This is a genomic window from Arenibaculum pallidiluteum (assembly GCF_017355985.1).
GTDB classification, from domain to species: Bacteria; Pseudomonadota; Alphaproteobacteria; order Azospirillales; family Azospirillaceae; genus Arenibaculum; species Arenibaculum pallidiluteum.
Genome location: NZ_JAFIQU010000016.1, coordinates 21,932 through 45,304, shown reverse-complemented (window position 1 = coordinate 45,304; position 23,373 = coordinate 21,932). Strand labels below are relative to the sequence as shown.

Sequence of the window (23,373 nt, the reverse complement as noted above, 5' to 3'; positions counted from 1 at the left end):
AGAGGCCTCTGTAGACCGCGGCGGGCGAGCCGGCAAGACGGCACGGATGCCCGTCCGCGCCCTGGTGATGCTCAAGCATCGGCTGCCGACCGGTGCATCGAAGGTGGGAGAACCCTCTGCAACTGCAGTGATTTTCGATGCAATTCGCATCGACAGTATCACCAACGGAGAATTAGCGGCGACATTCTTAAAATATTCCGGCGCATTTTCAGGAAGTCGCTTGCCGGTCTGCGAGGGCTGCGCTTAGGGTGGAATGGCAGTCACCAATCACTCCCTTCGAGGCACGAGTTCAAATGCTTGACGACGTCACACTCGAGCGGCCTGCCGTTCATGCGAAGCCCGCCCTGACCCGGGGGACTGGGCCCCAGCGGGTGGCGATCCTGTGGCGGACGCCGGATCTCGGCCTCTACTCCAACGCGCCCTTCGACGAGCTCTTCACCGCGATCGGGCACAACAACGGCAATCTCGCCTTCGTGCACGCGATCGCCAGCCACGTCGCGAACCCCGTGAAGTTCTTCGGCTGGAGCGTGACCGCCGAGACGCTGCGCGAGAATGCCGACATCGTCGTCATTCCCTGCGCGAACCAGCTCGGCCGCCACACCGACTACGGCGCCATGGCCGAGAACCTCGAGAAGTCCGGCCTGCCGATCGTGGCGATCGGCCTGGGCGCCCAGGCCAACAGCTACGAGCATGACATCGAGATCAGCGACGGCACCCTGCGCTGGGCGCGGGTGATCGCCGCGTCCAACGGGGCCTCGGCCTCGTCCAACATCTATACCCGCGGAGCCTATACCAGCGCGCAGCTCGACAGGCTGGGCATCACCGGCACGCTCGCCGGGGGCTGCCCGTCCCACTTCATCAACCAGCAGCCGGGACTGGGCCGGAAGATTCACGCAGCCTGGACGGCCCGTGACCTGCCGCGCTCGGTCACGGTCGCGGCGGGACACCAGTCCTGGACGCGCACGCGGGAGATCGAGCACCAGCTCGTCTCACTGATGATGGACCCGCTCGCCCCCGGCCAGTACGTCGTCCAGTCCATGGGCGAGATGATCAAGGCGTCCCGCGGAATCTTCGACATGGAGCCGCAGGCGCTAAAGGAGATCCACGCCCACACGGTGCCCCACTACTCCGTCGAGGAGTTCAAGGCCTGGTGCCGCAACTACATGCGCTCCTTCTATGACGTGCCGGCCTGGATGGACTTCCTGCGCTACCAGGACCTGACGGTCGGCTGCCGCTATCACGGCGTCGCGCTGGCCCTGCAGGCCGAGCGGATGGGCCTGACGATCACCATCGATTCCCGCACGCGCGAGCTCTGCGAGAATACCGGCGTGCCCCATGTCGATGCGGGCGAACTCACCATGCCGCTCACCCGCGCGCGGCTGAGGAAGCTCGTGAGCTTCGACCCCGACGCCTACGACCGGCACCGCGCCGAATCCGCCGGACGCTACCTGGGCTTCCTGGAGGCCAACGGCATCCAGCCGGCAGCCTTCCTGAAGCGCATCGCGGCGGGCGCCTGAGAGCGCGGCACCGGCCCATGAACGGGGCACGAGGGATCAGAACAGGGCCCGCTGGGGTTCTCGCACGCGCCCTCGCGCTCCTTCTCGGGCTGGCACCGGCCGCCCTCGCGGCGCAGGCGCTGACGGTCACGCCGGCCGGCGAGCCCGAGACGGTAGCCCTGTGGCGGCGCGACGCCTGCACCCGGACCGACGTGCCCGACACCCCGGCGCGCGCCTTCCGGGATGCCGGCGGAACCGTCCACGTGATCGCGTCCCACTCGACGGCGCGGGCCCTTACCGGCCCGTCGCTGGACGAGGTGCGGCCGAACTGCGCCGTGATCTTCGAAGGCCACGGGCAGGACGATCCCGATCTCCACGACGACCGGAGCTGGATCTCGTCCGTCCACACGCTGGACGGCAGGACGGTCTTCGCCCTGGTCAGCAACGAGTTCCACGGCCAGAGGCGGCGCGAGCTCTGCCCCTCGGGCCAATACATGAACTGTTGGCGCAACAGCATCACCGCCGCGGTCTCGACGGATGGCGGCGCCAGCTTCCGCCTCGCGGCCAAGCCCCCGGCCCATACGGTCGCGGCCCTTCCGTACCCCTATGCCGGCGACACCGGGCGCCGGACGGGCTATTTCGCGCCGACCAACATCGTCCGGCACCAGGACCACTGGTACGCCTTCGTCTGGGCCGAGCGGTTCGAGGCGCAGCAGCGCGGCGCCTGCCTGCTGCGCACCGACGACCTGTCCGACCCGCGCGCCTGGCGTGCCTGGGACGGGCGGGGCTTCTCGGTCCGCTTCGCCCCCGGCGCCCGGTCCGCGGGCGAACCGCCGGAGGCCCACACCTGCCGGCCCGTGGCGCCCGGGATCCTGGCGGGCACCGTCCGCAGCATCGCCCGCCACCGTCCCAGCGGCCTGTTCATCGCGACCCTGGCCATGAGCCGCGACGGCACGACCGGCATGTGGACGACCACCTCGCCCGACCTCCTCACCTGGTCGGCGCCCCGGCTCGTCTGGGCCGCGCCCCTGCTCTTCCGCTACGGCTGCGCGGATGCCGAGGCCTTCGACTACCCCTCCCTGCTCGACCCCGGCAGCCGCAGCCTCAGCTTCGAGGATGTGGGCGACCGCGCCTATCTCTACATGACGCGGCTCAACCTCGCGGAATGCAGGATCGGCTGGGACCGCGACCTCATCCGCCTGCCGGTACGGATCGAGTAGATCTGCGGGCTTCCGCGCAGGCGCGGCCGGCGCTCAGGCGGCGATGCCCTCGCCGTCCCGGACCCCGGCCCGCGCGCCGCCGATCCACCCGCCGAGCTCGCGCTCGACCACGGCGGCAAGGAAGGCGATGTGGTCGGGCTGGTCGTTCAGGCAGGGCACGTAGGTGAATTTCTCGCCCCCGGCCGCCATAAAAGCATCCTTCACCTGGAACTGGATCTCCTCCAGCGTCTCCACGCAGTCGGCGGCGAAGCCCGGGGCGATCAGCGCGATCCGCCGGTGCCCCTGCCGCGCGAGCTCCTCCACCGTCTTGTCCGTATAGGGCTTCAGCCATTCCGCGCGGCCGAAGCGGGACTGGAAGCTGTGCCGCACCCGGCCCTCGGCCCAGCCCAGCCGCTCGGCCAGCAGCCGCGCGGTCTTCACGCAGAAGCAGTGATAGGGGTCGCCGCGGTCGAGATAGGCGCGCGGAAGCCCGTGGAAGCTCGCCAGCAGGATGTCCGGCGTGAAATCCAGCGTCTCCATGTGGCGCTCGACCGACCGCGCCAGCGCCTCGATGTAGCCGGGCTCGTCGTGATAGGCCGGCACCGTCCTCACGGCCGGCTGCCAGCGCATCTTCATGAGATGGCGGAAGGCCTGGTCGTTGGCCGTGGCCGTGGTGGTCGCCGAATACTGGGGATAGAGCGGAAACAGCAGGATGCGGTCGCAACCCTGGGCCTTCAGGCGCTCGATCGCGGGCCCTGTGGCGGGCTGGCCGTAGCGCATGGCCCAGTCCACCACAAGCGCGTCGCCATGCCTGTCCCTAAGCAGCCCGGCCACACGCTCGGCCTGGGAGCGGGTGATGGTCTTCAGCGGGCTTTCGTTCCGCTCCTCGTTCCAGATGCTCTTGTAGGCATGGCCGCTCCGGCCGGGGCGGACCGTCAGGATGATGCCGTTCAGAACCGGCCACCAGACGGCCCGCGGCACCTCGATCACGCGCGGGTCGGACAGGAACTCCCTGAGGTACCGGCGCATGGGCCAGTAGTCCGTTCCCTCCGGCGTGCCGAGGTTGATCAGGAGGACGCCGATGCGGCGCGCGGGGATCGGGGGGTGGCCGGCGGGAATGGGCATCGTCATGATCGGTCACCTTCAGGCAGTGCTATCGGGGCCGGCGGCGCTGCGCGCCGCCGGAGCGTCGCCCTTCAACTGGCGCGATTCCGGCAGCAGGCAAGCTCCCGGCGCCAGACCGCGACAATAATGGCACGCGCCGCTCGGGGCCATGCGATTGTCCCATCGCGATCGATAGACAAGCCCTATCGAAGACGGCCGCGACCCCGCCCGGCGCAGCAGCGCTCCAGATGGACGCCATTGTCTGCCATACAATACATTGATTGACCCACACAATGCAGCCAAGGCACGCTCCCGGCCGTCCCATTCCACCGGAGGAGCGCCCGTGTTCGACATGCCAGCCCTGAACCGCGCCGCCACGATCGTCGGCGCGGTGCAGCCGCCCACCCCGCAGATCGCCTGGCCGCTGCTGGCGGCGCGGACCGGCTGCGATGTCTGGGTGAAGCACGAGAACCACGGCGTCACCGGCGCCTTCAAGCTGCGCGGCGGATTGGTCTATCTGGAGCGGCTGAAGGCGGAGCGGCCGCAGGTGCCCGGCATCGTCAGCGCGACGCGCGGCAACCACGGGCAGAGCCTCGCCTTCGCCGCGCGGAGGGTTGGGCTGCCCGCGGCCATCTGCGTGCCACGTGGCAACAGCGCCGAGAAGAACGCCGCCATGCGTGCCTTCGGGGCCGAGCTGATCGAGGCCGGCAGGGATTTCGATCAGGCGCGGAGCGCGGCGGCGCGGATCGCGCAGGAACGCGGCTACGAGATGGTGCCCGCGCTCCACACGGATCTGGTGACGGGGGTCGCGACCTATGCGCGCGAGCTGTTCGGCGCGGTGCCGGATCTCGACACCGTCTATGTCGCCATTGGAATGGGGTCTGGCATCTGCGGCCTGATCCGCACCCGCGACCTGCTGGGGCTGCGCACCCGAATCGTCGGCGTTGTCTCCACCGAGGCGCCCGCCTATGCCCTGTCCGTCGCCGCCGGCCAGCCCGTCTCCACCGAGACGGCGCGGACCTTCGCCGACGGCATCGCCTGCCGCATGCCCTGCCCCGAAGCCGTGGCCGCCATCGCCGCCGGCGCGGACAGGATCCTGCAGGTCTCCGACCCCGAGATCGCCGCCGCGATCCGCATCCTCCACGAGGACACCCACAACACCGCCGAAGGTGCCGGCGCCGCGGCGCTCGCGGGCCTGCTGCAGGAGCGCGAGGCCATGCGCGGCCGCCGCGTGGCCGTGATCCTGTCGGGCGGCAACATCGACAGGGCGGTTCTCGCCAGGGTGCTGGGCGGCGGGAGCCGGCGCCAGCGCGCGGCCTGAGCGGCGCCGGCATCGCAGGTCCGGACGAGCGCTCGTACGAACGCGTTGGAGCGCCTGCCTGAGCGGCGCTCCGCCGGAAACGCATTCAAGGAGCGACTCCATGGCGCTCCGGATCAGGTTCGGACGATGACCTGCGTTTCGGACACGCCGTTCGACGGCGGCCGCTCGGACGCTGGCGGCCATCGGCACCCTGCTCCACGACGCCCGGCGATCCAGACCAGGACCGGTGCACCGCGGGGATCATCGCGGTCGACGCTTGGATGCCGTCCACACCTTTGCATATCTGAGTATGCAATTCCGCCTAATGACAAACCTCCGGCGGAGGAGGAAGGTCGCATATGAATAGTTACTATTTGCATTAAATCAGGGAGAGCCGCCATGAGCCTCGTTCAGGCGAGCAGCCAGTCGCGTCCCCAGGGCCGAAGCCCGCAATTCAGCATCCGCGTCTTGCTGCTCGGCGCGCTTTCCGCGCTTTCACTGCTGGTCCTAGCACTGCTCGTCAGGCAAGGCGTGAGCGCTTGGTCGCAGTATAGAACCATCGAATCCGTCCAGGAATTCGACACTGGAGCGAACAAGTTCATCGCGGGGCTCTTCGAGGTGCTGATGGAGCGCCTCGCCACCAACAACGGTCTTCAAGCCCCCGCACCGGCCGGACCCGATGTCCTGCGCGAGATCGAACGACGCAGGGCCACCGTCCGGGACAGCTTCGAGCAGGGCCTCCGCGTCCTCGAGGCACGTGAATTCCCGAACCAGCCGGAGCTCATGCGCGAGCTGAAGGTGGCACTCGATACCGCCAACAAAGCGCGTGCCCAGGCCGATCAGGCGCTGAAGCAGCCGCGCGAGCAGCGCGACGAGAACCTCCGCAAGACATTCATCCCGACCATCACCGCTTCGGTGAATGCCGCTCTGAAGGTCTGGTTTGTCGCGCTCCACCATGCCGCCGCGGCCGATCCCGTCCTGGCACGCCTCGCGACGGTCAAGGAGATCGGCTGGCGCATGCGGGACATCGCCGGCATGGAGCGCTCCAACATCGCCTCCGCGATCTCGGCAGGAATACCGATTCCTGCGGATCGCGTCGTGGCCAATGCCGAAATCCGTTCGCGCGTCGACCTGTTGTGGCAGCAGCTCGAGAACCTGACACTTGACCCGGCGACCCATCCCGGGATCAGGCAGGCCGTCAGCGGTGCAAAGGCCGGGTATTTCGACGCCTTCCGCAAGCTCTCGGACCAGATGAGGAAGGCCAGCGACGAGGGTGGCAAGTACCCGATCGACACGGCCCAGTGGGTGGACACCACCACCCCCCAGCTCGGCACGCTGCTCCAGGTGCTCTATGCCGCCGGAGAGGCCAGCGAGACCCGCACCGCGGGGCTGAAGAGCGATGCCTTCGAGGTCCTTGCCACCCAGCTCGTCCTGCTCGGCTTTGCACTCATGCTGATTGCTGCATTGGCCGTCGTCACGATCAGGCGCGTCACCGGCCCCCTCAGCGCTCTGGCTGATTCCGTGCGGGCCCTTGCCGGGGGCGACACGGCCGTGGCCGTCCCGGGGATCGGCCGCGGCGACGAGATCGGCGCGCTGGCAGATGCGGTCGAGAGCTTCAGGACGGGCCTTGTCGAAGCCGAGCAACTGCGGACGGAGCAGGAAGCCGCCAAGCACAAGGCCGAAGCGGAGCGTCGGGCCGCCATGAGCCGGCTCGCCGACGAATTCGAGGTCAGGGTTAGGGGCGTGGCAGAGACCGTCGCTTCCGCCGCCACCGAAATGCGGAGCACGGCCTCCTCCATGGCCGGCACGGCCGAGGAGGCCAGCCGTCGGGCTACGGCTGTCGCATCGGCCGCCGAGCAGGCCAGCGCCAATGTGCAGACGGTTGCCACAGCGACCGAGGAGCTCTCAGCCTCCATTCAGGAGATCGGCCGGCAGATCGCGAACTCGAGCAACATTTCTTCGCAGGCGGTGCATGACACCCGGCGCACGGCCGAGACCATTCGGGGGCTGGTCGAAGCATCCAGGCAGATCGGAGCGGTGGTCGACATGATCCAGACCATCGCTGGCCAGACGAACCTGCTGGCGCTCAATGCGACCATCGAGGCGGCACGGGCCGGCGAGGCAGGCAAGGGCTTCGCGGTCGTGGCGTCGGAAGTGAAGACTCTGGCCAACCAGACAGCCAAGGCGACCGAGGATATCCAGGCGAAGGTCGCGGAGATCCAGGCGGCCACCGGCGGGGCCCAGGCGGCCGTGGAAGGCATCGAAAGCACAATCGGAAGGCTGAACGAGATTGCAGGCACCATCGCGACAGCCATGGAGCAGCAGGGGGCGGCGACGCGGGATATTTCCGCCAATGTTCAGCAAGCCGCGCGCAGCACCCAGGTGGTGTCCTCGAACATTTCGGACGTGAATCGTGCGACGGCAGAAACCGGCTCGGCCGCAAGCCAAGTGCTCGGCGGCGCGAGCGAGCTGTCGAGCGAGGCCGACGCGCTGCGGCGCGAGGTCGATTCCTTCATCGCTTCGATCCGCACGGCCTGAGGCGCCACGTCGGGGGACGCTCACGCAGGCCGGGCCTCGTCACTGGACGGGGCCCGGCCCGGTCGTGCGCTGCGCGATCAGCGGCGCGTCAGCAGGAAGACGGCGGAGGACCGCCAGTAGCTCGGCATCGGCTCGGCCGAGAGATCGGGATTGCGCGCGAGGAACTCTTCGAAGGCACGCCGTTCACCGAGGTTCCGCTCGGCCAGCTTGTAGGAATTCCACTCGTCGAACAGGATCACCGCATGCCGGCCGATCAGGGGCTCGCAGAAGGCCAGCGCCTCTGAGGCCGAGGAGTAGAGGTCGCTGTCGATCATGATGACGCCGGCCCGCTTGATCTGGTGGCGGGCGACGAGTTCCGGCGTCAGCGTGTCCTTGAACCATCCCTTGATCAGGAAGGTCCGGTTCCAGTCGACCCCGCGACGGGTCAGCAGCTTCTGCGCGAAGGGCAGCGTCGCCTGGAGCTGGCCCGAGAACCAGCCGTGCTCGCGCTCCTCGTCCGCCTCGGGGGGCAGCCCCTCGAAGCTGTCGAAGCCGAAGAGGCGGACCGATTTTTCTCCGCTGCGGACCAGCGCCTCGTGCATGCACGCCATGGACGAGCCGAAGGCGACGCCGAATTCCAGGTAGTCGCCCAGCGGCTCGTCCCCGGAGAGCTCGCGCAGGCGGCGCAGCGCCGCGCCGTAGCAGTCCCGCAGTCGATCCTCGGGGACCAGGCCTTCGCCGCGGAGGGCACGCCGCTCGGACTTGATCCGGTACATCCAGCGATTGGCCCTCTGCAGGGGCTCGAACAGGCCAACCTGACGCAACAACCGATAGTGGGGCTTATCGAAGCGCTGCGACAACTGTGCCTTGATATCGAGCGTCATGTCCCTTTGGTCCTCCGGATATCAATATATCAATCATGATGATCTGTGTAGTCGATGCCGACAGGACTTTCACCTGCTCAACCGACATATCGCATAGCCCGCCAAAAACGACGAAGCATGCATCTGCACTACCCAATAGGGCTTTTTTACGAAATTCATCGTATTTCACTAATCCGCTACTCGCATTTCTAAACCAATGACCTATCAATATGACTTTTCGCTCAAACGCCATCGCTGCATACACTGTGCGCAATTCGGTATTACACAAATGCACGGGGTCTTGGACAATCAGATGATAAGCTCCGCCAAACCTTTCCCTCCGGAGCGATGATGTCCCTCATGCGCCTCGCCGCCTGCCTCGCCCCCCTTTCTGCGGCGATCTGGGTCGCTTCCGCCACAGCCGCCACGGGGCCCAGCTTTGACTGCGCAAAGGCATCCACGCCGGTCGATCGGGCAATCTGCGGCAGCCCCGAGCTCTCGGCGCTGGATTGGGATATGGCGCAGGCCTATCGCCGCGCGATGGACGCCGCGGGCGAGCGCGGCGCCCCCCTTCTCCGGTCGCAACGCCGGTGGCTCGCGGATCGCGCGAAGCTCTGCACGGGCAGCGGCACCGACAATCCCGCGTGCCTTGCCGCGGCATACCGAGCGCGCATCGCGGGGCTGCAGGTCCTCGGTCGCCCACCGGCCGACGCCTGCGCCGTCCTTGCCGAGACCGCGCGTGCCGCCGGCGGCTTTCCGGAAGGCCGGTACGGCGGGGAGCTCAGCCACGGCCTGTCGCTTTCGGGGGGGCCGCTGCATCTCGACCTCGACGAGGAGCCGCTGACCCGGGAATGGGCGAACCGGCTCCCGCTGAGCGAGGAGTTCAAGGACTGGTCCTCGAACCACCTCGCGCAGACCATGCTGAGGGCCGAGACGGATCCGCCGGTGATCGTCGTGCAGGCCTTCGGCGGCAGTCTCTCCTGCCAGCGCATGGAATGGTTCATCCGCGACGCCGCCGGCTCCTGGAAGGCCATGGAAGCGCCCGAGACCCCGGGGGACGGGGAGGGCTACTGCTACAACGAGGTCGGCTATCTCGGCGAGTTCGAGGGGGCGCCGGCGCTGGCGGTCGGCCGCGGGCAGCTCGAGGAGGCGAGCCTGCGCCTGCTGCGCTTGGGGCGCGCGGGGTGGGAGCCGCGTTGCACCATCACCGTGCATTACAAGTCCCGCCTCGCGCTGACCGAGGAGTTCTGCGCAGGAGAGCCCTGCGCGACACTGCGCCGCGAGGCCGTGGGCTGGGCCGTCGCGGCCGCTGCGCAGGACGGCGCTGAACCGACGCCACCGCCCGGCCTGGCGCCCTCGGGGTTCGCGGGGAATGCGGATGAAGGGCCCATGGCGCGCCTGCCCACGCTCGGCCGCACCGCGAACGCCGATATGCTGGACTTCGCGACCGGCTCGCCGATCTTCCGATTCGACGGCCAGGGCGGCCCTTATCTCGTCCGCATCAGCAAGGGCACCCGCGGCTGGCGCGAATCCGACGACTACCTGGTCGGCATTTTCCGGAGCGGTGCGGGCGGGACCGAACCGGTCGCTGGCTATGTCGTCTCCAAACAGCGCGACGGGCTCGACCGGCTGGACGTCAAGTAAGCGGCACCCAGCGCGGAGCGGCGCGACATTCGCATCTCTTCGACATTGCTTTGTTCGACGAACAAAGAGCGCGCCCGCTTTGCAACAGTTCCTGACGTCTGCATCGCAGCAGCGTCAACGCTGCTTTGCACCAACGTCCATTTCGCGCATGCAGCAAAAGACCTATCTGTATCGCGTGAACGGATAAGAGAACACAGGTCCATCATGGCTACGATGACTTACACCGGTGCCGTCGGCGCCGGCACCCAGCGCAAGAGCGCCAGCCTTCTCACCCGGATCGCCCAGAGCATCCGCGAGCGGCTGGAGATCTGGCACGCCCAGGACGAGCTGTCCGCGATGAACGATCGCGAGCTGCGCGACATCGGCGTCAGCCGCGAGCAGATTCCCTACGCCGTCCGCTTCGGCAAGCAGTAAGCAACGCGCCTGGGCGCGCGCCCAGGCGTCGCCAGTTGTTCAGGTGGGGCGACCGGCTGCCGGCCGCCCCTGGGGCTCGCCCCGCCACCTCAGGCCGGGACGGGCCTTCGCCGGTCCTCCAGCCAGGCGCCCGCCCGCCGGACCTCGTCCTCGTGCCCGGGCTCCCGCCAGGGCTCGGCCAGCGCCTCGGTCTCCCACTGGCGCATGGACGGCAGTTCCAGCAGCTGCGCCGCATAGGCGGCGGCCACGGCGCCAAGCTCGAGCCCGTAGGTTCGCACGCGGAAGGCGACCGGCGCGAAGAACGCGTCCACGGCCGTGAACTCCGCCCCCGCCAGGAACGGCCCGCCGAAACGCGCCAGCCCCTCCTCCCACAGCTCGCCGATGCGCCTGACATCGCGCAGCAGCGCCTCCGGCGTCTCGGCCAGCCGGATGCGCAGGCCGACATTCATGGAGCAGCGGTCGCGCAGGACCCCGAAGCCGGAATGCATCTCGGCGGCGGCGCAGCGCGCCCAGGCCCGCGCCACCGGATCGGCGGGCCATAGACCCGGGTGGCGCTCCGCGAGGTATTCGGTGATCGCCAGCGAATCCCAGACCACCACCTCCCCGTCCCGCAGGCAGGGCACCCGGCCGGTCGGCGAGAACCGTCGGAACGCCTCGAAGCTCGACCCTTCCGAGAAGGGCACCAGCGTCTCCCGGAACGGGATCGCGCGCTCGCGCATCAGCACCCATGGCCGCAGCGACCAGGACGAATAGTTCTTGTTGGCGATGAAGAGCTCGTACACGGACGGCGCGTCCCTCTCGGTTGCGGATGGCCGATCAGAGCCGTCCGCGCATGCGCCCGCCAGGACCATTCACGGCATCTCGGGGCGGACCGCTCCGGATTCGGCCCGGCCATACGATGGGATCATCATATGAACAGGCGCCGCAGCCGCGCCGAGACCAGGTCGATCACGGTCACCGTGACGATGATCATGATCATCACCGCCGAGGTCTGCGCGAAGTAGAAGCCGCGGATGATCTCCCACAGCACGACGCCGATGCCGCCCGCGCCGACCATTCCCACGACCGTGGCCGAGCGGACGTTGGATTCGAACCGGTATAGCGAGTAGCTGATCCACAGCGGCAGGACCTGTGGGATCACGCCGTAGACGATCTCCTCCAGCGGGCCTGCGCCGGTGGCGCGGATGCCCTCGACCGGGCGCGGGTCGATCGCCTCGACCGCCTCGGAGAACAGCTTGGCGAGGATGCCCGTGGTGTGCAGGAACAGCGCCAGCACGCCCGCGAAGGGGCCGAGCCCGACGGCCACCACGAAGAGCATGGCGAAGACCATCTCGTTGATGGCGCGAAAGGCATCCATCAGCCGCCGAACCGGCTGGCGGACCCAGACCGGCGCGATGTTCTCGGCCGACAACAGGCCGAAGGGAATGGCTCCGACGATCGCGAGCGCCGTGCCCCAGGCCGCGATCTGCAGCGTGACCAGCAGCTCGCCGAGGTAGTAGCGCCATTCCGTGAAGTCCGGCGGGAAGAAGTCGGCGGCGAAGACCGCCATGTTCCCCGCATCCTGGAACAGCGCCCAGGGCCGCATGTCGGCGCCTTTCCATGACGCCGCCAGCGCGCCGAGCACGATGCCCCAGCCGATCAGGCGGAGCACGGACCTGCGCAGCGGCGGCGACAGCGGGACTGCATGCGTCGAGACGGTCATTGGCGGAGCTTCCGGAAGACGAACGGGAGGGGGCGGCCGCCCCGGTGGCTTCCGGCCGCCCCGGCGCGGTCACTTGGCGGCGACGGTCGCCTGCTTCTGCAGCGCGGCGAGATCGGCGTCGATCTGCGCCAGTCTGGCCTTGCGGTCGGCTTCGGGCATGTCGGCCGCGGCCTCGACCTTGCTCCGCTCCTTGAAGAGCTCGAGCTGGCGGATCGGGATCAGCTGCGCGTCGGTGGATGGCTTGAACGGCGCCCATTTCAGCCCGGCGAGCACCTTGCGCTCGCGCGCCACCTCCGCCTCGGCCTTGCCGGGCGTGGCGACGCCGTAGCCGAGGACGAAGTCCTTGATCCTCTTCTTGTCGGCCTCGGCCAGGTCCTTGCGCCAGACCAGCGGATCCGACGGGATCAGGGGCGATGTCCAGACGACCTTGAGCTGGGCGTGCTTGTCGGGGAACCGCTCCTTCAGCTTGGTCAGGTTCTCGCTGTTGTTGGTGGCGACGTCGACCTGCCGGTTGGCCACCGCCAGCGCGTTGGTCTCGTGATTGGCGCTGACGGTGCGCTTGAAGATCTTCTTGGGGTCCTGGACGCCGTTCTGGGCGAAGACGTAGTAGCCCGGCACCAGGAAGCCCGAGGTCGAATTGGGATCGCCGTTGCCGAAGGCGAGCTCGCCCGCCTTCTTCAGCACGTCCTCGGCCGAGTTCAGGCCGGCGGCGTCCTTGTGAACGATCAGGTGCGACCAGTAGCCGGGATTGCCGTCGATATCGACGGACTGCGCGAAGACCTCCCCGCCCGCGCGGTCCACCGCCTCCATGGCGGCCTTGTTGCCGTACCAGGCGGCCTGGACCTTGTTGAAGCGCATGCCCTCGATGATCCCGGCATAATCTGGGGAGAAGAAGGCGTTCACCTTCAGCCCCGTCTGTTTCTCCATATCCTCGAGGAAGGGCATCCAGTCCTGCTTCAGGTTCTGGGTCGATTCCGTCGAGATGATGCCGAAGCTCAGCTCCTTGAGCTGGGCCTGTGCGGGCGCCGAAAGCGCGATGACGGCCACGGCCGCGAGGGTCGATGCAAGCCTCAATGGTGCCTCCTGGGTTTGACGGGTTCTTGCTTGAAGCCGGTGTGAGGCCGCCGCTCAGGCCACCGCGGCGGCGCGGTCCGGGCCGAGCGGCATCTGGGGCTTGACCGGCGCCTGGCGCGGCGCGGCGCCGTCGATGAGCGCGGAGGCCTCGGCCCCGTAGAGCTCGCGCAGGAAGCGCGGCGTCAGCGCGGCGCTGGGTCCGTCATAGACGACGCGTCCCTGGCGCAGCGCGACCGTGCGCGGGCAATAGCGCACGGCATAGTCGACCTGGTGGAGCGACACGAGGACCGTGGTCCCGTCCTCGGCATTCGCAGCGGCCAGGATCTCCATCACCCGACGCGAGGATTCGGGGTCCAGCGAGGCGATGGGCTCGTCCGCCAGGATGATCCCGGCGCCCTGGACCAGCGTCCGGGCGATTGCGGCGCGCTGCTGCTGCCCGCCCGAGAGGGTGGAGGCGCGCTGCCAGGCGGTCTCGGCGATGCCGACGCGCGACAGCGCGTCCACTGCGGCCCGGCGCTCCTCAAGCGTGAACCGGCCAGCCAGGCTGCGCCAGGCGGGCATGCGGCCCAGCGCGCCGGTCAGCACGTTGGTGATCACCGGCAGCCGGCCCACCAGGTTGAACTGCTGGAAGACGAAGCCGATCTGCGGGCGGATGCGCCGGATGTCGGCGGCGATGCGCCCCTCGGCCTGGACACAGACGCCGAGCACTTCGACCCTGCCCTGGCCGCGGTCGCCGCGGGTCAGCCCGGCCACGTGGCGCAGCAGCGTCGACTTGCCCGATCCCGACGCGCCGATCAGCGCGACCATCTCGCCCGGCCGGACCTCGATGCTGACCTGGTCCAGGGCCTTGCGGTCCCCGAAGGTCTTGTCGAGGCGCATCACCCGGATCGCGGCTTCGTTCGTCCGGTCCGCCATCGCGCGCTCCTCCTGCGGTGAAGGTGGCGCGGACTGTGCAGGGTTTCATTGACTCCTTCGTGTCCGATTCTTTGCCGATCCGTGACAAAGCTTCGGTTCTGAAGATCTCGAACGCACAGGCAGGTTCGTCGCGCCCAATTATTGATGGATCTTCTTGCGAATAGGTCTAGTAAATGCCGTCGGCGCAGCCTAACGAGGCAGCAGCAGCCGGTGCATCGTCCGCTTTGCTAGCCCGGGACTGGCGCGACAGCTCGCCTGCGGGCCAGAGGCTGCGCCGAAGCCGAGCCGGCCCGCGGTCATATGCTGCCAGATGACAAAAGAACGCCGTGAAGCCCCACAGTGCGCTACCGGGCATCGCGACCCCGCTCCCAGTAGGGCGGACGGCCGAAGGCGCGTGCCAGATGGTCCAGGAACAGGCGCACCTTGGGCGAGAGGTGGCGGTTCGGGATGTAGACGCCGTAGATGCCCTGCTCGCGCCGGCTGAAGCGCCCGACGAAGCCCGGCAGCAGATGGACCAGCCGCCCCGCCGCGATTGCCTCCGCCACCAGCCAGGTCGGCAGCAGGGCGATGCCGAGGCCGCCGATTGCGGCCTCCAGCAGGGCGTCCGAGGTGTTGGCGCGCATCCGTCCCGCGATGCGGATCTCGCGCAGCGGTCCGGTTCCGTCGGTCAGGAGCCAGAGATCCGTGGGCTGCAGATGGAAGCCCAGGCATTCGTGGCGCACGAGATCCTCGGGCGCATCCAGCGGCGGGGCCTCGCGCAGGTAGTCCGGGCTCGCGCAGACCAGCCGGCGCTGGGGCGCGAGGCGCCGCGCCGTCAGCCCCGCTTCGTCGAGAGCGCCGATGCGGATCGCCAGGTCCGCCGCTGCCTCGACCAGGTCGACCCGGTGGTCCGTCAGGTCGAGATCGATGCGCAGATCGGGATAGCGGCGCAGGAAGGCCGGGATGTGCGGGGCCACGTGACGATGCCCGAAGGAGACCGGGGCGTTCACGCGCAGCAGGCCCTGGGGGCTGGTCTGCCGCTCGGCCAGCACGCCGCGCATCTCCTCGACCTCGGCCAGGACGCGCAGTGCCCGCTCGTGGCAGGCAAGCCCCGCCTCGGTCAGGCTGAGGCGGCGGGTCGAGCGGCGCAGGAGCTGGGTCCCGAACTCCACCTCCAGCGCCGCGACGAGCCGCGAAACAGAGGAGGCGCGCACGCCGAGCTCGCGCGCCGCGGCCGAGAAGCTGCCGGTCTCCACCGCCTTGGTGAGGGCCCGGAAGCCGTCGATCAGGTCCATTATCTTTGCACCTCGCGCACAGATGCTGCGCCGATCCTGGCCATTCACACAGCGGCGCGCAAGGCATAAGTCTAAAAGACGGGTGCGTCCGGCCATGCCGGGCGCGCAAGCTGCGGACCCGCCCCGCCGGGCACATGCCCGGGGCCGCGCCGACCACCGCCGAAGGGAGGAAGAACCGACTATGGCCGACATGATCCGCGTGGGCGACATCGAGGTCGCCCGGGAGCTTCATGCCTTCATCGAGACGGAGGCACTGCCGGGCACCGGCATCGAGGCCGCACGGCTCTGGGCATCGCTCGACGCCATCCTGCACGATCTCGCGCCGCGCAACCGGGCGCTGCTGGCCCGGCGCGACGAGCTGCAGGCGCGGATCGATGCCTGGTACCAGGAGCGCCGGGGGAAGGACATCGACCTCGGCGAGTACAAGGCCTTCCTCCAGGAGATCGGCTATCTGGTCCCTGAAGGGCCCGACTTCACGGCCGGCACCGCCAATGTGGATCCCGAGATCTCGACCCTGGCCGGGCCGCAGCTCGTGGTTCCCGTGATGAACGCGCGCTATGCCCTCAACGCCGCGAACGCGCGCTGGGGCAGCCTCTACGACGCCCTGTACGGCACGGACGCGATCCCCTCCGACGGGCTGGACCCGGTCCAGGGCTACGACCCGCGGCGCGGCGCGAAGGTGATCGCCTTCGCCAAGGGCTTCCTGGACGAGGCGGCGCCGCTGGCCACTGGCTCCCACGCCGATGCCACGGGCTACCGGATCGACGGCGGGCGCCTCGTCGTCGCCACGAAGGACGGCGAGACCGGCCTGCGCGATCCCGGCAGGCTGGCGGGGTGGCAGGGCGAGGCGTCGGCGCCGTCCGCGGTGCTGCTGGTGAACAACGGAATCCACCTGGAGGTCAGGATCGACCGGGGCCATGCCATCGGCAAGGGCGATCCCGCGGGCGTCGCGGACATCCTGATGGAATCGGCGCTGACCACGATCATGGACTGCGAGGATTCCATCGCGGCCGTCGATGCCGAGGACAAGGTCCTCGTCTACCGGAACTGGCTCGGACTGATGAAGGGCACCCTGTCGGCCCCGGTCGAGAAGGGCGGCCGCACCTTCGAGCGCCGGCTGAATCCCGACCGCACCTACACGCGGCCGGACGGCGGCGCGCTGACGCTGCCCGGGCGCAGCCTGATGCTGGTGCGCAACGTCGGCCACCTGATGACCATCGACGCGATCCGGCTGAAGGACGGCAGCGAGGCGCCCGAGGGCATCCTGGATGCGGTCTTCACGGCGCTGATCGCGTTGCACGACCTGAACGGCGCGCGGCGCAACAGCCGCGCCGGCTCCCTCTACGTCGTGAAGCCGAAGATGCACGGCCCCGAGGAGGTCGCTTTCGCCGACGACCTGTTCGCCCGGGTCGAGGATGCGCTGGGCCTCGCGCGGAACACCATCAAGATGGGCATCATGGACGAGGAGCGCCGCACCACGGTGAACCTCAAGGAGTGCATCCGCGCCGCGCGGGACCGCGTCTGCTTCATCAACACCGGCTTCCTGGACCGCACCGGCGACGAGATCCACACGGCCATGGAAGCCGGCCCGGTGCTCCGCAAGGGCGACATGAAGGGCGCCGCCTGGATCAAGGCCTACGAGGACCAGAACGTCGACATCGGCCTGGCCAGCGGGCTCAAGGGCCGCGCGCAGATCGGCAAGGGCATGTGGGCCATGCCCGACCGCATGGCCGAGATGCTTGCCGCCAAGATCGGCCATCCCATGGCCGGGGCCAACACCGCCTGGGTCCCCTCGCCCACGGCGGCGACGCTGCACGCCCTGCACTACCACAAGGTGGACGTGGCGGCCCGGCAGGAGGAGCTGCGCGCACGCAGGCGCGCCAGCCTGGACGACATCCTGACGATCCCTCTGGCGGACCGGCCCAACTGGTCGGCCGAGGCGATCCAGCAGGAGCTCGACAACAACGCCCAGGGCATCCTCGGCTACGTCGTGCGCTGGATCGACCAGGGCATCGGCTGCTCCAAGGTGCCGGACATCAACAATGTCGGCCTGATGGAGGACCGCGCGACGCTGCGGATCTCCAGCCAGCACATCGCCAACTGGCTGCGCCACGGCGTCTGCTCGGAGCAGCAGGTGATGGAGACCATGAAGCGCATGGCCGCGGTGGTCGACCGGCAGAACGCCGGCGACCCGCTCTACCGGCCCATGGCGCCGGACTTCGACCGCTCGATCGCCTTCCAGGCGGCCTGCGACCTCGTCTTCAAGGGCCGCGAGCAGCCCAGCGGCTATACCGAGCCGATCCTGCACCGCCGCCGCCGCGAGCTGAAGGCCGCGCTGCGGGCCTGACGGGTGAGGGCCCTGTAGGGCCGGCGGGTGGCGGCAGGACCGCCGCCCGCCTTACTTCGCGGGCTCGGGCTTGCGCGGCCGGGCGAGCGGGTGGTGCCGGGTGACGACTTGGCGCAGCCGGTCGCCGACCACATGGGTGTAGATCTGCGTCGTCGCGATGTCCGCATGGCCCAGCATCTTCTGGACCGAGCGCAGGTCGGCGCCGTGGTCCAGCAGGTGGGTCGCGAAGGCGTGGCGGAGCACGTGCGGGCTGACGCGCCCGGGGTCGAGCCCGGCCTCGGCCGACAGCTCCTTCAGGAGCTGGGCGAAGCGCTGCCGTGTCAGGTGCCCCTCGGCGGAGGTGCGGGACGGGAAGGCGTAGCGCTGCTGCTTCTCCACGCGGCCGGGCACCAGGAAGGCCGGGCGCAGCGGCAGATAGGCCGCCAGCGCCGTGCGCGCGGGGTCCGAGAGCGGCACCATGCGCTCCTTCCCACCCTTGCCGCGGACCACGAGGTAGCGGCCGTCCCGCGCCAGGCCGGCGAGCGGCAGCCCGACCAGCTCCGAGACGCGCAGCCCGGTCGCATAGAGGATCTCCAGCAGCGCCACCAGGCGCAGGCCGTCGGGCCCGCCGCGGCGCTGGGCAGCGGCCAGCAAGGCCTCGACCTCGGTCTCGGCCAGGGCCTTCGGCAGCGGGCGGCCCTGCTTGGGGCTGTCCAGGGCTGCCGAGGGATCCTCGGCGCGCATGCCCTCGGATACCAGGAAGCGGAAGAACTGGCGCAGCGCCGATAGACGCCGCGCCGCGGTCCTGAGCGCGGAATCCGCGGCCAGCCGAGCGAGATAGGCGCGCAGGTCCTCGGTCCCTGCGGCCTCCAGCGCGACGCCGCGCCCGCGCAGGAACGCGGCCGCGTCCACGAGATCCCGCTCGTAGGCCTCGCGCGTATTCTCGGCCGCGCCCCGCTCTGCCACCAGCATGTCGAGGAAGGCCTCGACCTGCGGCGCGACCACGGGCTTCGGCTTGGGGGGACGTCCCGGCCTTCCCACGCTCAATCCTCCATGCCGACGAGAACGGCGGCGGCCTCGCGGGCCAGCGCCCGCGCCTCCGTCCCGGCTCCGGCGTTGCGCATCGCCTGGATCACGGGGGCGAGGACGGCCGCCGGAACCCGCCCGGGCGCCGCATCCCCGAGCACCGCCAGGGCCGCCAGGGCCGTGCCATCGCGGTCCCCTGCCAGCGCCGCGGCACGCAGCCGGTGCAGCAGGCCGGCGGGCGGCACCGGTGCCATCTCGATTCCGATCCCGGCCTCGGTCCCGGCCTCTCGCCCGCCCGCGCTTCCGGGGCCTTCGTCAAGCACGGCGGCCCAGGCCCCTTCGGGCACGGTCTCGCCGAGCGCCTCGAACAGCGCCAGCAGCGCGCCCGCCTGACGGCGCCCGCGCGCCGTCCCGGAGGCGCCGTCGAGCCAGGCGGAAAGCCCGATCTCCGCCCCGGCGAGCGGCGTCGCCTCTGCGATCATGCCCAGCGGCCACAGGCGGGCCGCCGCCTTTGGGTCGTGACGGCCGAGAAGGTCGAGCCATGGCGCCGCCCCATCGATCTCTCCGCGCGCGAGGCGCAGGCGCGCGGCCGCCGCCGCGAGGGGGGCGTGCCGGGGTTCCGGATCCGGCAGGATCCCCGCCCAGGCCTCGCCGACCGCGCCGGGCAGGTCCACGGGGTCGAGGCTGTCCAGCGCTCCGGCGACCAGCTCGGCGATCTCGGGCCCCGATGCCCCGGTGGCGGCCTGGAAGGCCACGGCGCGGCGGGCGGCATCGGAGGCCCCCGCGGGCAAATCGTCGGGCGGCGGGCCGGGCGGCAGGGAACGATAGGTCCGGGCGAGTCCCTCGGCGTGCAGCGCGCCAAGCCGGGCCGCTCGCTCGGCCCGCGCGGCGCGCAGCGCGGGCGGGGCGGCGGTATCCCGCGCGATCGCGCCCAGGCGGCCGGCATCGGCCCCGGCCTCGGCATCCGCGGGAACCGGAAGCTTCGCCGCGGCCAGCAGGACCAGGCGCACGGGATCGGCCCCGGGCAGGCTGTCGACGGGATCGGAGGGGCCGCCGGTGGCGGCCTCGGCCAGTTTCAGGAAGGCGGGGTCGGCGCCCTGCTCGCGCAGCAGCGCGAGGGTGACCTCGGCCGCCTCGGGACGGCCGGCCTGCACCTGGCACAGGAGCACGAGTTCCGGCACGGCCGATGCGGCCTCGGGTGGCGGTGCGCAGGCCTCGTCGATCCGGCCTGCGAGCAGGGCCGCGTCACGCCGTCCGGCACCCAGATCGGCATGCGGACCGGCCCCGCGCGCGAGGATCAGCGCCTCGTCCGGCAGGCCAAGTGCCGTCAGGGCTCGGACGCGCGCCGGCATGGTCGCGGCCGGCAGGTCCGCAGCCGCGAGGGCGCGCGCCGCAAGTGCCCGCAGGGTCGGTGACGGGGTGCCGCCGGGCAGGCGCGCGATCAGCCGGCCTGCGACGTCCTGCGTCGCGCGTGCGTCGGGCGTGGCAGCCGCGCCGGGCATTGCGGGCGCGGTTGGCGCGAGGGCCGGCGCGGCCCTCAGGCCGAGGCGCAGCGGCGGCCCCTGGGGCGCCCCAGGGGCCGGCGGCTCGGCCGCGGCGGCATCCGGCGGGGATCCCGCGGCAGGCTGCTGGGCCCGGGCGGCCGATGCGACCAGGAGCGCGGCGAGAAGCGCCGCGGCGCCGGTGCCGAGGCGCCTAGCGCGGGAACCGGTCATCGGGGATCGTCTTCTCGGTCCCCGCCGATGGTGCCGGAATGTCCCATGTGGCCAGGAAGGCCCCGGCCCCGACCAGCGCCAGCAGGACGAGGATCAGGAGGATCAGGAGAAGACGGCCGGCGAAGCCGCCCGAGGCGGACATGGAGCTGCGTGAACGGGCCACGGGAATGCCTGGTCGGTTCGGGACAAGGAGGACGGACTGTGTTAATTAGCACCATGACCTTTCCGGGGCATCTGGTTCGTGCGGGGATCTGCCCTGCCCGGGCCGACGGGTGCCAGGAAGGCCGGCCCTGCACCGGCGTCCCCACCGCCGGCCTCTTCATCGTGCGCGCAACGTGACCTCTTCCACACCCGCCCCATCGGGCGCCGGACCGGCTCCCGGCGCTCCGCTCCCGATCCCCGCGCCGCGCACCATCGTGCTTGTGGGCCTGATGGGCGCCGGCAAGACGAGCGTCGGCAAGCGCCTGGCGGCGCGGCTGGGGCTGCCGTTCCGAGACGCCGACACCGAGATCGAATCCGCGGCCGGCTGCACGATCGAGGAGATATTCGCGCGCTTCGGCGAAGCCGAGTTCCGGGCCGGCGAGCGCAAGGTGATCGCGCGGCTGCTCCAGGAGGAGCCCGTGCACGTGCTCGCCACCGGCGGCGGCGCCTTCATGGACCCGGACACCCGCGGGCTGGTGCGCAGCCAAGGGATCTCGGTCTGGCTCAAGGCCGACCTGGACGTGCTGGCGCGGCGTACCGCACGGCGAACGAACCGGCCGCTCCTGAACAAGGGCGATCCGCGCGAGACGCTGGCCCGGCTGATCGCGCTGCGCTATCCCGTCTACGCCGAGGCGGACCTGACCGTCGAGAGCGAGGACGTCCCACCCGAGAAGACCGTCGAGAAGGTTCTGGACGCCATCGCCCGGCACCTCGAGACGCGCAGCAGCTGAGGCCCGCCCCATGACCGAGACCGTCCGCGTTCCGCTGGGGGCGCGCAGCTACGACATCCTGATCGGGTCCGGCCTGATCGCCGGCGCCGGGCCGCTGGTCGGCCAGGCCGTGAAGAGCCGGCGGATCGAGATCGTCACCGACGAGAACGTCGCCCCGCGCCATCTCGACCCGCTGACGGAGAGCCTGCACGCGGCGGGCTTCAGGCCCGGCGAGCCGATCGTCCTGCCGCCCGGCGAGAAGACCAAGGATTTCGCCCGGCTCGAGGGGCTGCTGGACGTCCTGCTCGGGCGCGGCATCGAACGGTCCACCGTCCTCGTGGCCCTGGGCGGCGGGGTGATCGGCGACCTAGTCGGCTTCGCCGCAGCGACTGCCCTGCGCGGCCTCGACTTCATCCAGGTGCCGACGACGCTGCTGGCCCAGGTCGACAGTTCCGTCGGCGGCAAGACCGGCATCAACAGCCGGCACGGCAAGAACCTGATCGGCGCCTTCCACCAGCCGCGCCTGGTGCTGGCGGATACGGGCGCGCTGGCGACGCTGCCCGCGCGCGAGCTGCGGGCGGGCTATGCCGAGGTCGTGAAGTACGGCGTCATCGACGATGCCGGCTTCTTCTCCTGGCTCGAGCGCCAGGGAGCGGCCGTGCTCGGCGGGGACGAGGCAGCCCGCCGGGAGGCCGTGCGGGCGAGCTGCGCCGCCAAGGCACGGATCGTCGGCGCCGACGAGCGCGAATCGGCGGAGCGCGCGCTGCTGAACCTCGGCCACACCTTCGGCCACGCGCTCGAGGCGGAATGCGGCTACGGCGGCGACCTGCTGCATGGGGAGGCGGTGGCGATCGGCATGTGCCTCGCCATGCGCCTGTCGGTCAAGCTGGGCCTTTGCCCGCCCGAGGAGCTGGAGCGGCTGCTGCGTCACCTGGACGCCACGGGCCTGCCGACCGCGCTGCCGCGCATTCCCGGCGTGCAGTGGAACGCCGACCGGCTGATGGGCCACATGGCCCACGACAAGAAGGTGCAGGATGGCCGGCTGACCTTCATCCTCGCGCGCGGGATCGGGAAGAGCTTCGTGGCCAGGGACGTGGACCCGGCCGAGGCGCGGGCCGTCCTGGCCGAAGCGGTGGCGGCCCAGGGCTGAGATGGGCGCCATTGCGACGCTCCTGCTGCCGCAGATCCTCTCGGCGGCGCTGATCGGCTGCGTCGCCGGGCTGGTTCGGGGGCTTTCTGGCTTCGGCGCCGGCCTGGTGATGGTGCCGCTGCTGCTGCTGATCGCGCCGCCGGCCGAGGCGGTGCCGGCCGCCACCCTTTCCGTGCTGCTGGGCAGCCTGCCCCAGATGCCCCGCGCGCTGCGGGAGGCCGACCGGCGCATGATGCTGCGCCTGGGCGCTGCAGCGGTCGTGGCCCAGCCCTTCGGCGCCTGGCTTCTTCTGGCGGTTCCCGCGGGCGTGCTGACCCGCGTGGTCGGCGTCTTCGTGATCGCGTCGAGCCTGGCGCTGGCCTGCGCGCGCCGCTGGCAGGTCCGGGCGACGACGCCCCGGACGCTCGGAGTCGGTGCGGCCTGCGGCTTGGCCGGCGGCGCGATCGGCCTGCCGGGGCCGCCGGTGGTGCTCTACCTGCTGGCCTGCCGCCTGCCGGCCATCACCGCCCGCGCGACGCTGATGACCTTCTTCAACGGGCTGGCCGCCATGGGCGTGGCGCTCTATGCGGCCGCCGGGCTGATCGACGGCCGCGTCCTGGCCTGGACCGCCGTACTGACGCCGGCGATCGTGCTGTCCGGCTGGGGCGGCGAGTGGGTCTTCCGCCGCACGGGCGACCGCCACTACCGGCTCATGGCCGTCGTGCTTCTGCTGCTGACGGGTGCCGCCGCCTTCCTCTGAGGCG

20 protein-coding genes are annotated in these 23,373 nt (G+C 70.4%); 10 read left to right on the top strand and 10 right to left on the bottom strand.

What is annotated here, in order from left to right; all coding sequences use genetic code 11:
• Window positions 1-293 precede the first annotated feature (293 nt).
• Entirely contained in the window at window positions 294-1,517 is a 1,224-nt protein-coding gene (locus JUB13_RS24100; RefSeq protein ID WP_207483509.1) for a polysaccharide pyruvyl transferase family protein, read from the top strand.
• Between the two features lie 17 nt (window positions 1,518-1,534).
• Complete coding sequence (locus tag JUB13_RS24095) at window positions 1,535-2,716, top strand: hypothetical protein (protein ID WP_207483507.1); 1,182 nt, start codon at window positions 1,535-1,537, stop codon at window positions 2,714-2,716.
• 33 nt (window positions 2,717-2,749) lie between these two features.
• Here JUB13_RS24095 and hemH read toward each other — a convergent pair whose 3' ends face one another.
• The gene (gene hemH / locus JUB13_RS24090; protein ID WP_207483505.1) at window positions 2,750-3,826 is read right to left on the bottom strand and encodes a ferrochelatase; all 1,077 of its coding nucleotides are present in this window, start codon (window positions 3,824-3,826) and stop codon (window positions 2,750-2,752) included.
• Between the two features lie 325 nt (window positions 3,827-4,151).
• Here hemH and JUB13_RS24085 point away from each other — a divergent pair, with 325 nt between their 5' ends.
• Both JUB13_RS24085 and JUB13_RS24080 read left to right on the top strand, forming a co-directional pair.
• On the top strand, window positions 4,152-5,120 hold the full coding sequence (locus JUB13_RS24085) for a threonine dehydratase (protein ID WP_207483712.1): 969 nt from the start codon (window positions 4,152-4,154) through the stop codon (window positions 5,118-5,120).
• A gap of 378 nt (window positions 5,121-5,498) precedes the next feature.
• Complete coding sequence (locus tag JUB13_RS24080) at window positions 5,499-7,637, top strand: methyl-accepting chemotaxis protein (protein WP_207483503.1); 2,139 nt, start codon at window positions 5,499-5,501, stop codon at window positions 7,635-7,637.
• Window positions 7,638-7,714: 77 nt separating this feature from the next.
• On the opposite strand, the gene JUB13_RS24075 is transcribed toward JUB13_RS24080, so the two are convergent.
• On the bottom strand, window positions 7,715-8,500 hold the full coding sequence (locus JUB13_RS24075) for a TylF/MycF/NovP-related O-methyltransferase (protein WP_207483501.1): 786 nt from the start codon (window positions 8,498-8,500) through the stop codon (window positions 7,715-7,717).
• 330 nt (window positions 8,501-8,830) lie between these two features.
• Here JUB13_RS24075 and JUB13_RS24070 point away from each other — a divergent pair, with 330 nt between their 5' ends.
• Window positions 8,831-10,123: a lysozyme inhibitor LprI family protein gene (locus JUB13_RS24070; RefSeq protein WP_207483499.1), complete on the top strand. Its 1,293-nt coding sequence runs from the start codon at window positions 8,831-8,833 to the stop codon at window positions 10,121-10,123.
• A 204-nt stretch (window positions 10,124-10,327) separates the two neighbouring features.
• A complete protein-coding gene (locus JUB13_RS24065; protein WP_207483497.1) occupies window positions 10,328-10,537 on the top strand; it encodes a DUF1127 domain-containing protein in 210 nt (69 codons plus the stop codon).
• 89 nt (window positions 10,538-10,626) lie between these two features.
• Here JUB13_RS24065 and JUB13_RS24060 read toward each other — a convergent pair whose 3' ends face one another.
• The 5 genes from JUB13_RS24060 to JUB13_RS24040 form a co-directional block, all read right to left on the bottom strand.
• Window positions 10,627-11,319: a glutathione S-transferase N-terminal domain-containing protein gene (locus tag JUB13_RS24060; RefSeq protein WP_207483495.1), complete on the bottom strand. Its 693-nt coding sequence runs from the start codon at window positions 11,317-11,319 to the stop codon at window positions 10,627-10,629.
• A gap of 125 nt (window positions 11,320-11,444) precedes the next feature.
• The gene (phnE, locus tag JUB13_RS24055; RefSeq protein WP_207483493.1) at window positions 11,445-12,239 is read right to left on the bottom strand and encodes a phosphonate ABC transporter, permease protein PhnE; all 795 of its coding nucleotides are present in this window, start codon (window positions 12,237-12,239) and stop codon (window positions 11,445-11,447) included.
• A gap of 69 nt (window positions 12,240-12,308) precedes the next feature.
• Window positions 12,309-13,313 carry a phosphonate ABC transporter substrate-binding protein gene (phnD, locus tag JUB13_RS24050; protein WP_207483491.1) on the bottom strand — a complete coding sequence of 335 codons (1,005 nt, stop codon included), beginning with the start codon at window positions 13,311-13,313 and terminating at the stop codon, window positions 12,309-12,311.
• Window positions 13,314-13,367: 54 nt separating this feature from the next.
• Window positions 13,368-14,228: a phosphonate ABC transporter ATP-binding protein gene (gene phnC, locus JUB13_RS24045; protein WP_207483489.1), complete on the bottom strand. Its 861-nt coding sequence runs from the start codon at window positions 14,226-14,228 to the stop codon at window positions 13,368-13,370.
• A gap of 344 nt (window positions 14,229-14,572) precedes the next feature.
• Complete coding sequence (locus JUB13_RS24040) at window positions 14,573-15,502, bottom strand: LysR family transcriptional regulator (protein ID WP_207483487.1); 930 nt, start codon at window positions 15,500-15,502, stop codon at window positions 14,573-14,575.
• Between the two features lie 181 nt (window positions 15,503-15,683).
• On the opposite strand from JUB13_RS24040, the gene JUB13_RS24035 reads away from it, so the two are divergent.
• Window positions 15,684-17,849, top strand: coding sequence for a malate synthase G (locus JUB13_RS24035; RefSeq protein WP_207483485.1), 2,166 nt, complete (start codon window positions 15,684-15,686; stop codon window positions 17,847-17,849).
• 51 nt (window positions 17,850-17,900) lie between these two features.
• Here the strand turns inward: JUB13_RS24035 and JUB13_RS24030 are convergent, their stop codons facing one another.
• Genes JUB13_RS24030 through JUB13_RS24020 form a run of 3 tightly spaced genes read right to left on the bottom strand, consistent with a single transcriptional unit; the run spans window position 17,901 to window position 20,732 of the window.
• Window positions 17,901-18,869, bottom strand: coding sequence for a site-specific tyrosine recombinase XerD (locus JUB13_RS24030; RefSeq protein ID WP_328702998.1), 969 nt, complete (start codon window positions 18,867-18,869; stop codon window positions 17,901-17,903).
• Between the two features lie 2 nt (window positions 18,870-18,871).
• Window positions 18,872-20,569, bottom strand: a complete 1,698-nt coding sequence (locus tag JUB13_RS24025; protein WP_207483483.1) for a hypothetical protein — start codon at window positions 20,567-20,569, stop codon at window positions 18,872-18,874.
• Entirely contained in the window at window positions 20,550-20,732 is a 183-nt protein-coding gene (locus JUB13_RS24020) for a hypothetical protein (protein ID WP_207483731.1), read from the bottom strand. Before JUB13_RS24020 ends, JUB13_RS24025 begins: the two co-directional genes overlap by 20 nt.
• Window positions 20,733-20,904: 172 nt before the next feature.
• On the opposite strand from JUB13_RS24020, the gene JUB13_RS24015 reads away from it, so the two are divergent.
• From JUB13_RS24015 to JUB13_RS24005, 3 genes are read left to right on the top strand one after another with little or no spacing between them, the layout of a single operon-like run.
• Complete coding sequence (locus tag JUB13_RS24015; RefSeq protein ID WP_407928168.1) at window positions 20,905-21,501, top strand: shikimate kinase; 597 nt, start codon at window positions 20,905-20,907, stop codon at window positions 21,499-21,501.
• A 10-nt stretch (window positions 21,502-21,511) separates the two neighbouring features.
• Window positions 21,512-22,630 (top strand): 3-dehydroquinate synthase, encoded by a 1,119-nt coding sequence (gene aroB / locus JUB13_RS24010; protein ID WP_207483481.1) that lies wholly within the window; start codon window positions 21,512-21,514, stop codon window positions 22,628-22,630.
• Window position 22,631: 1 nt separating this feature from the next.
• Window positions 22,632-23,369, top strand: a complete 738-nt coding sequence (locus tag JUB13_RS24005) for a sulfite exporter TauE/SafE family protein (protein ID WP_207483479.1) — start codon at window positions 22,632-22,634, stop codon at window positions 23,367-23,369.
• Window positions 23,370-23,373 lie beyond the last annotated feature (4 nt).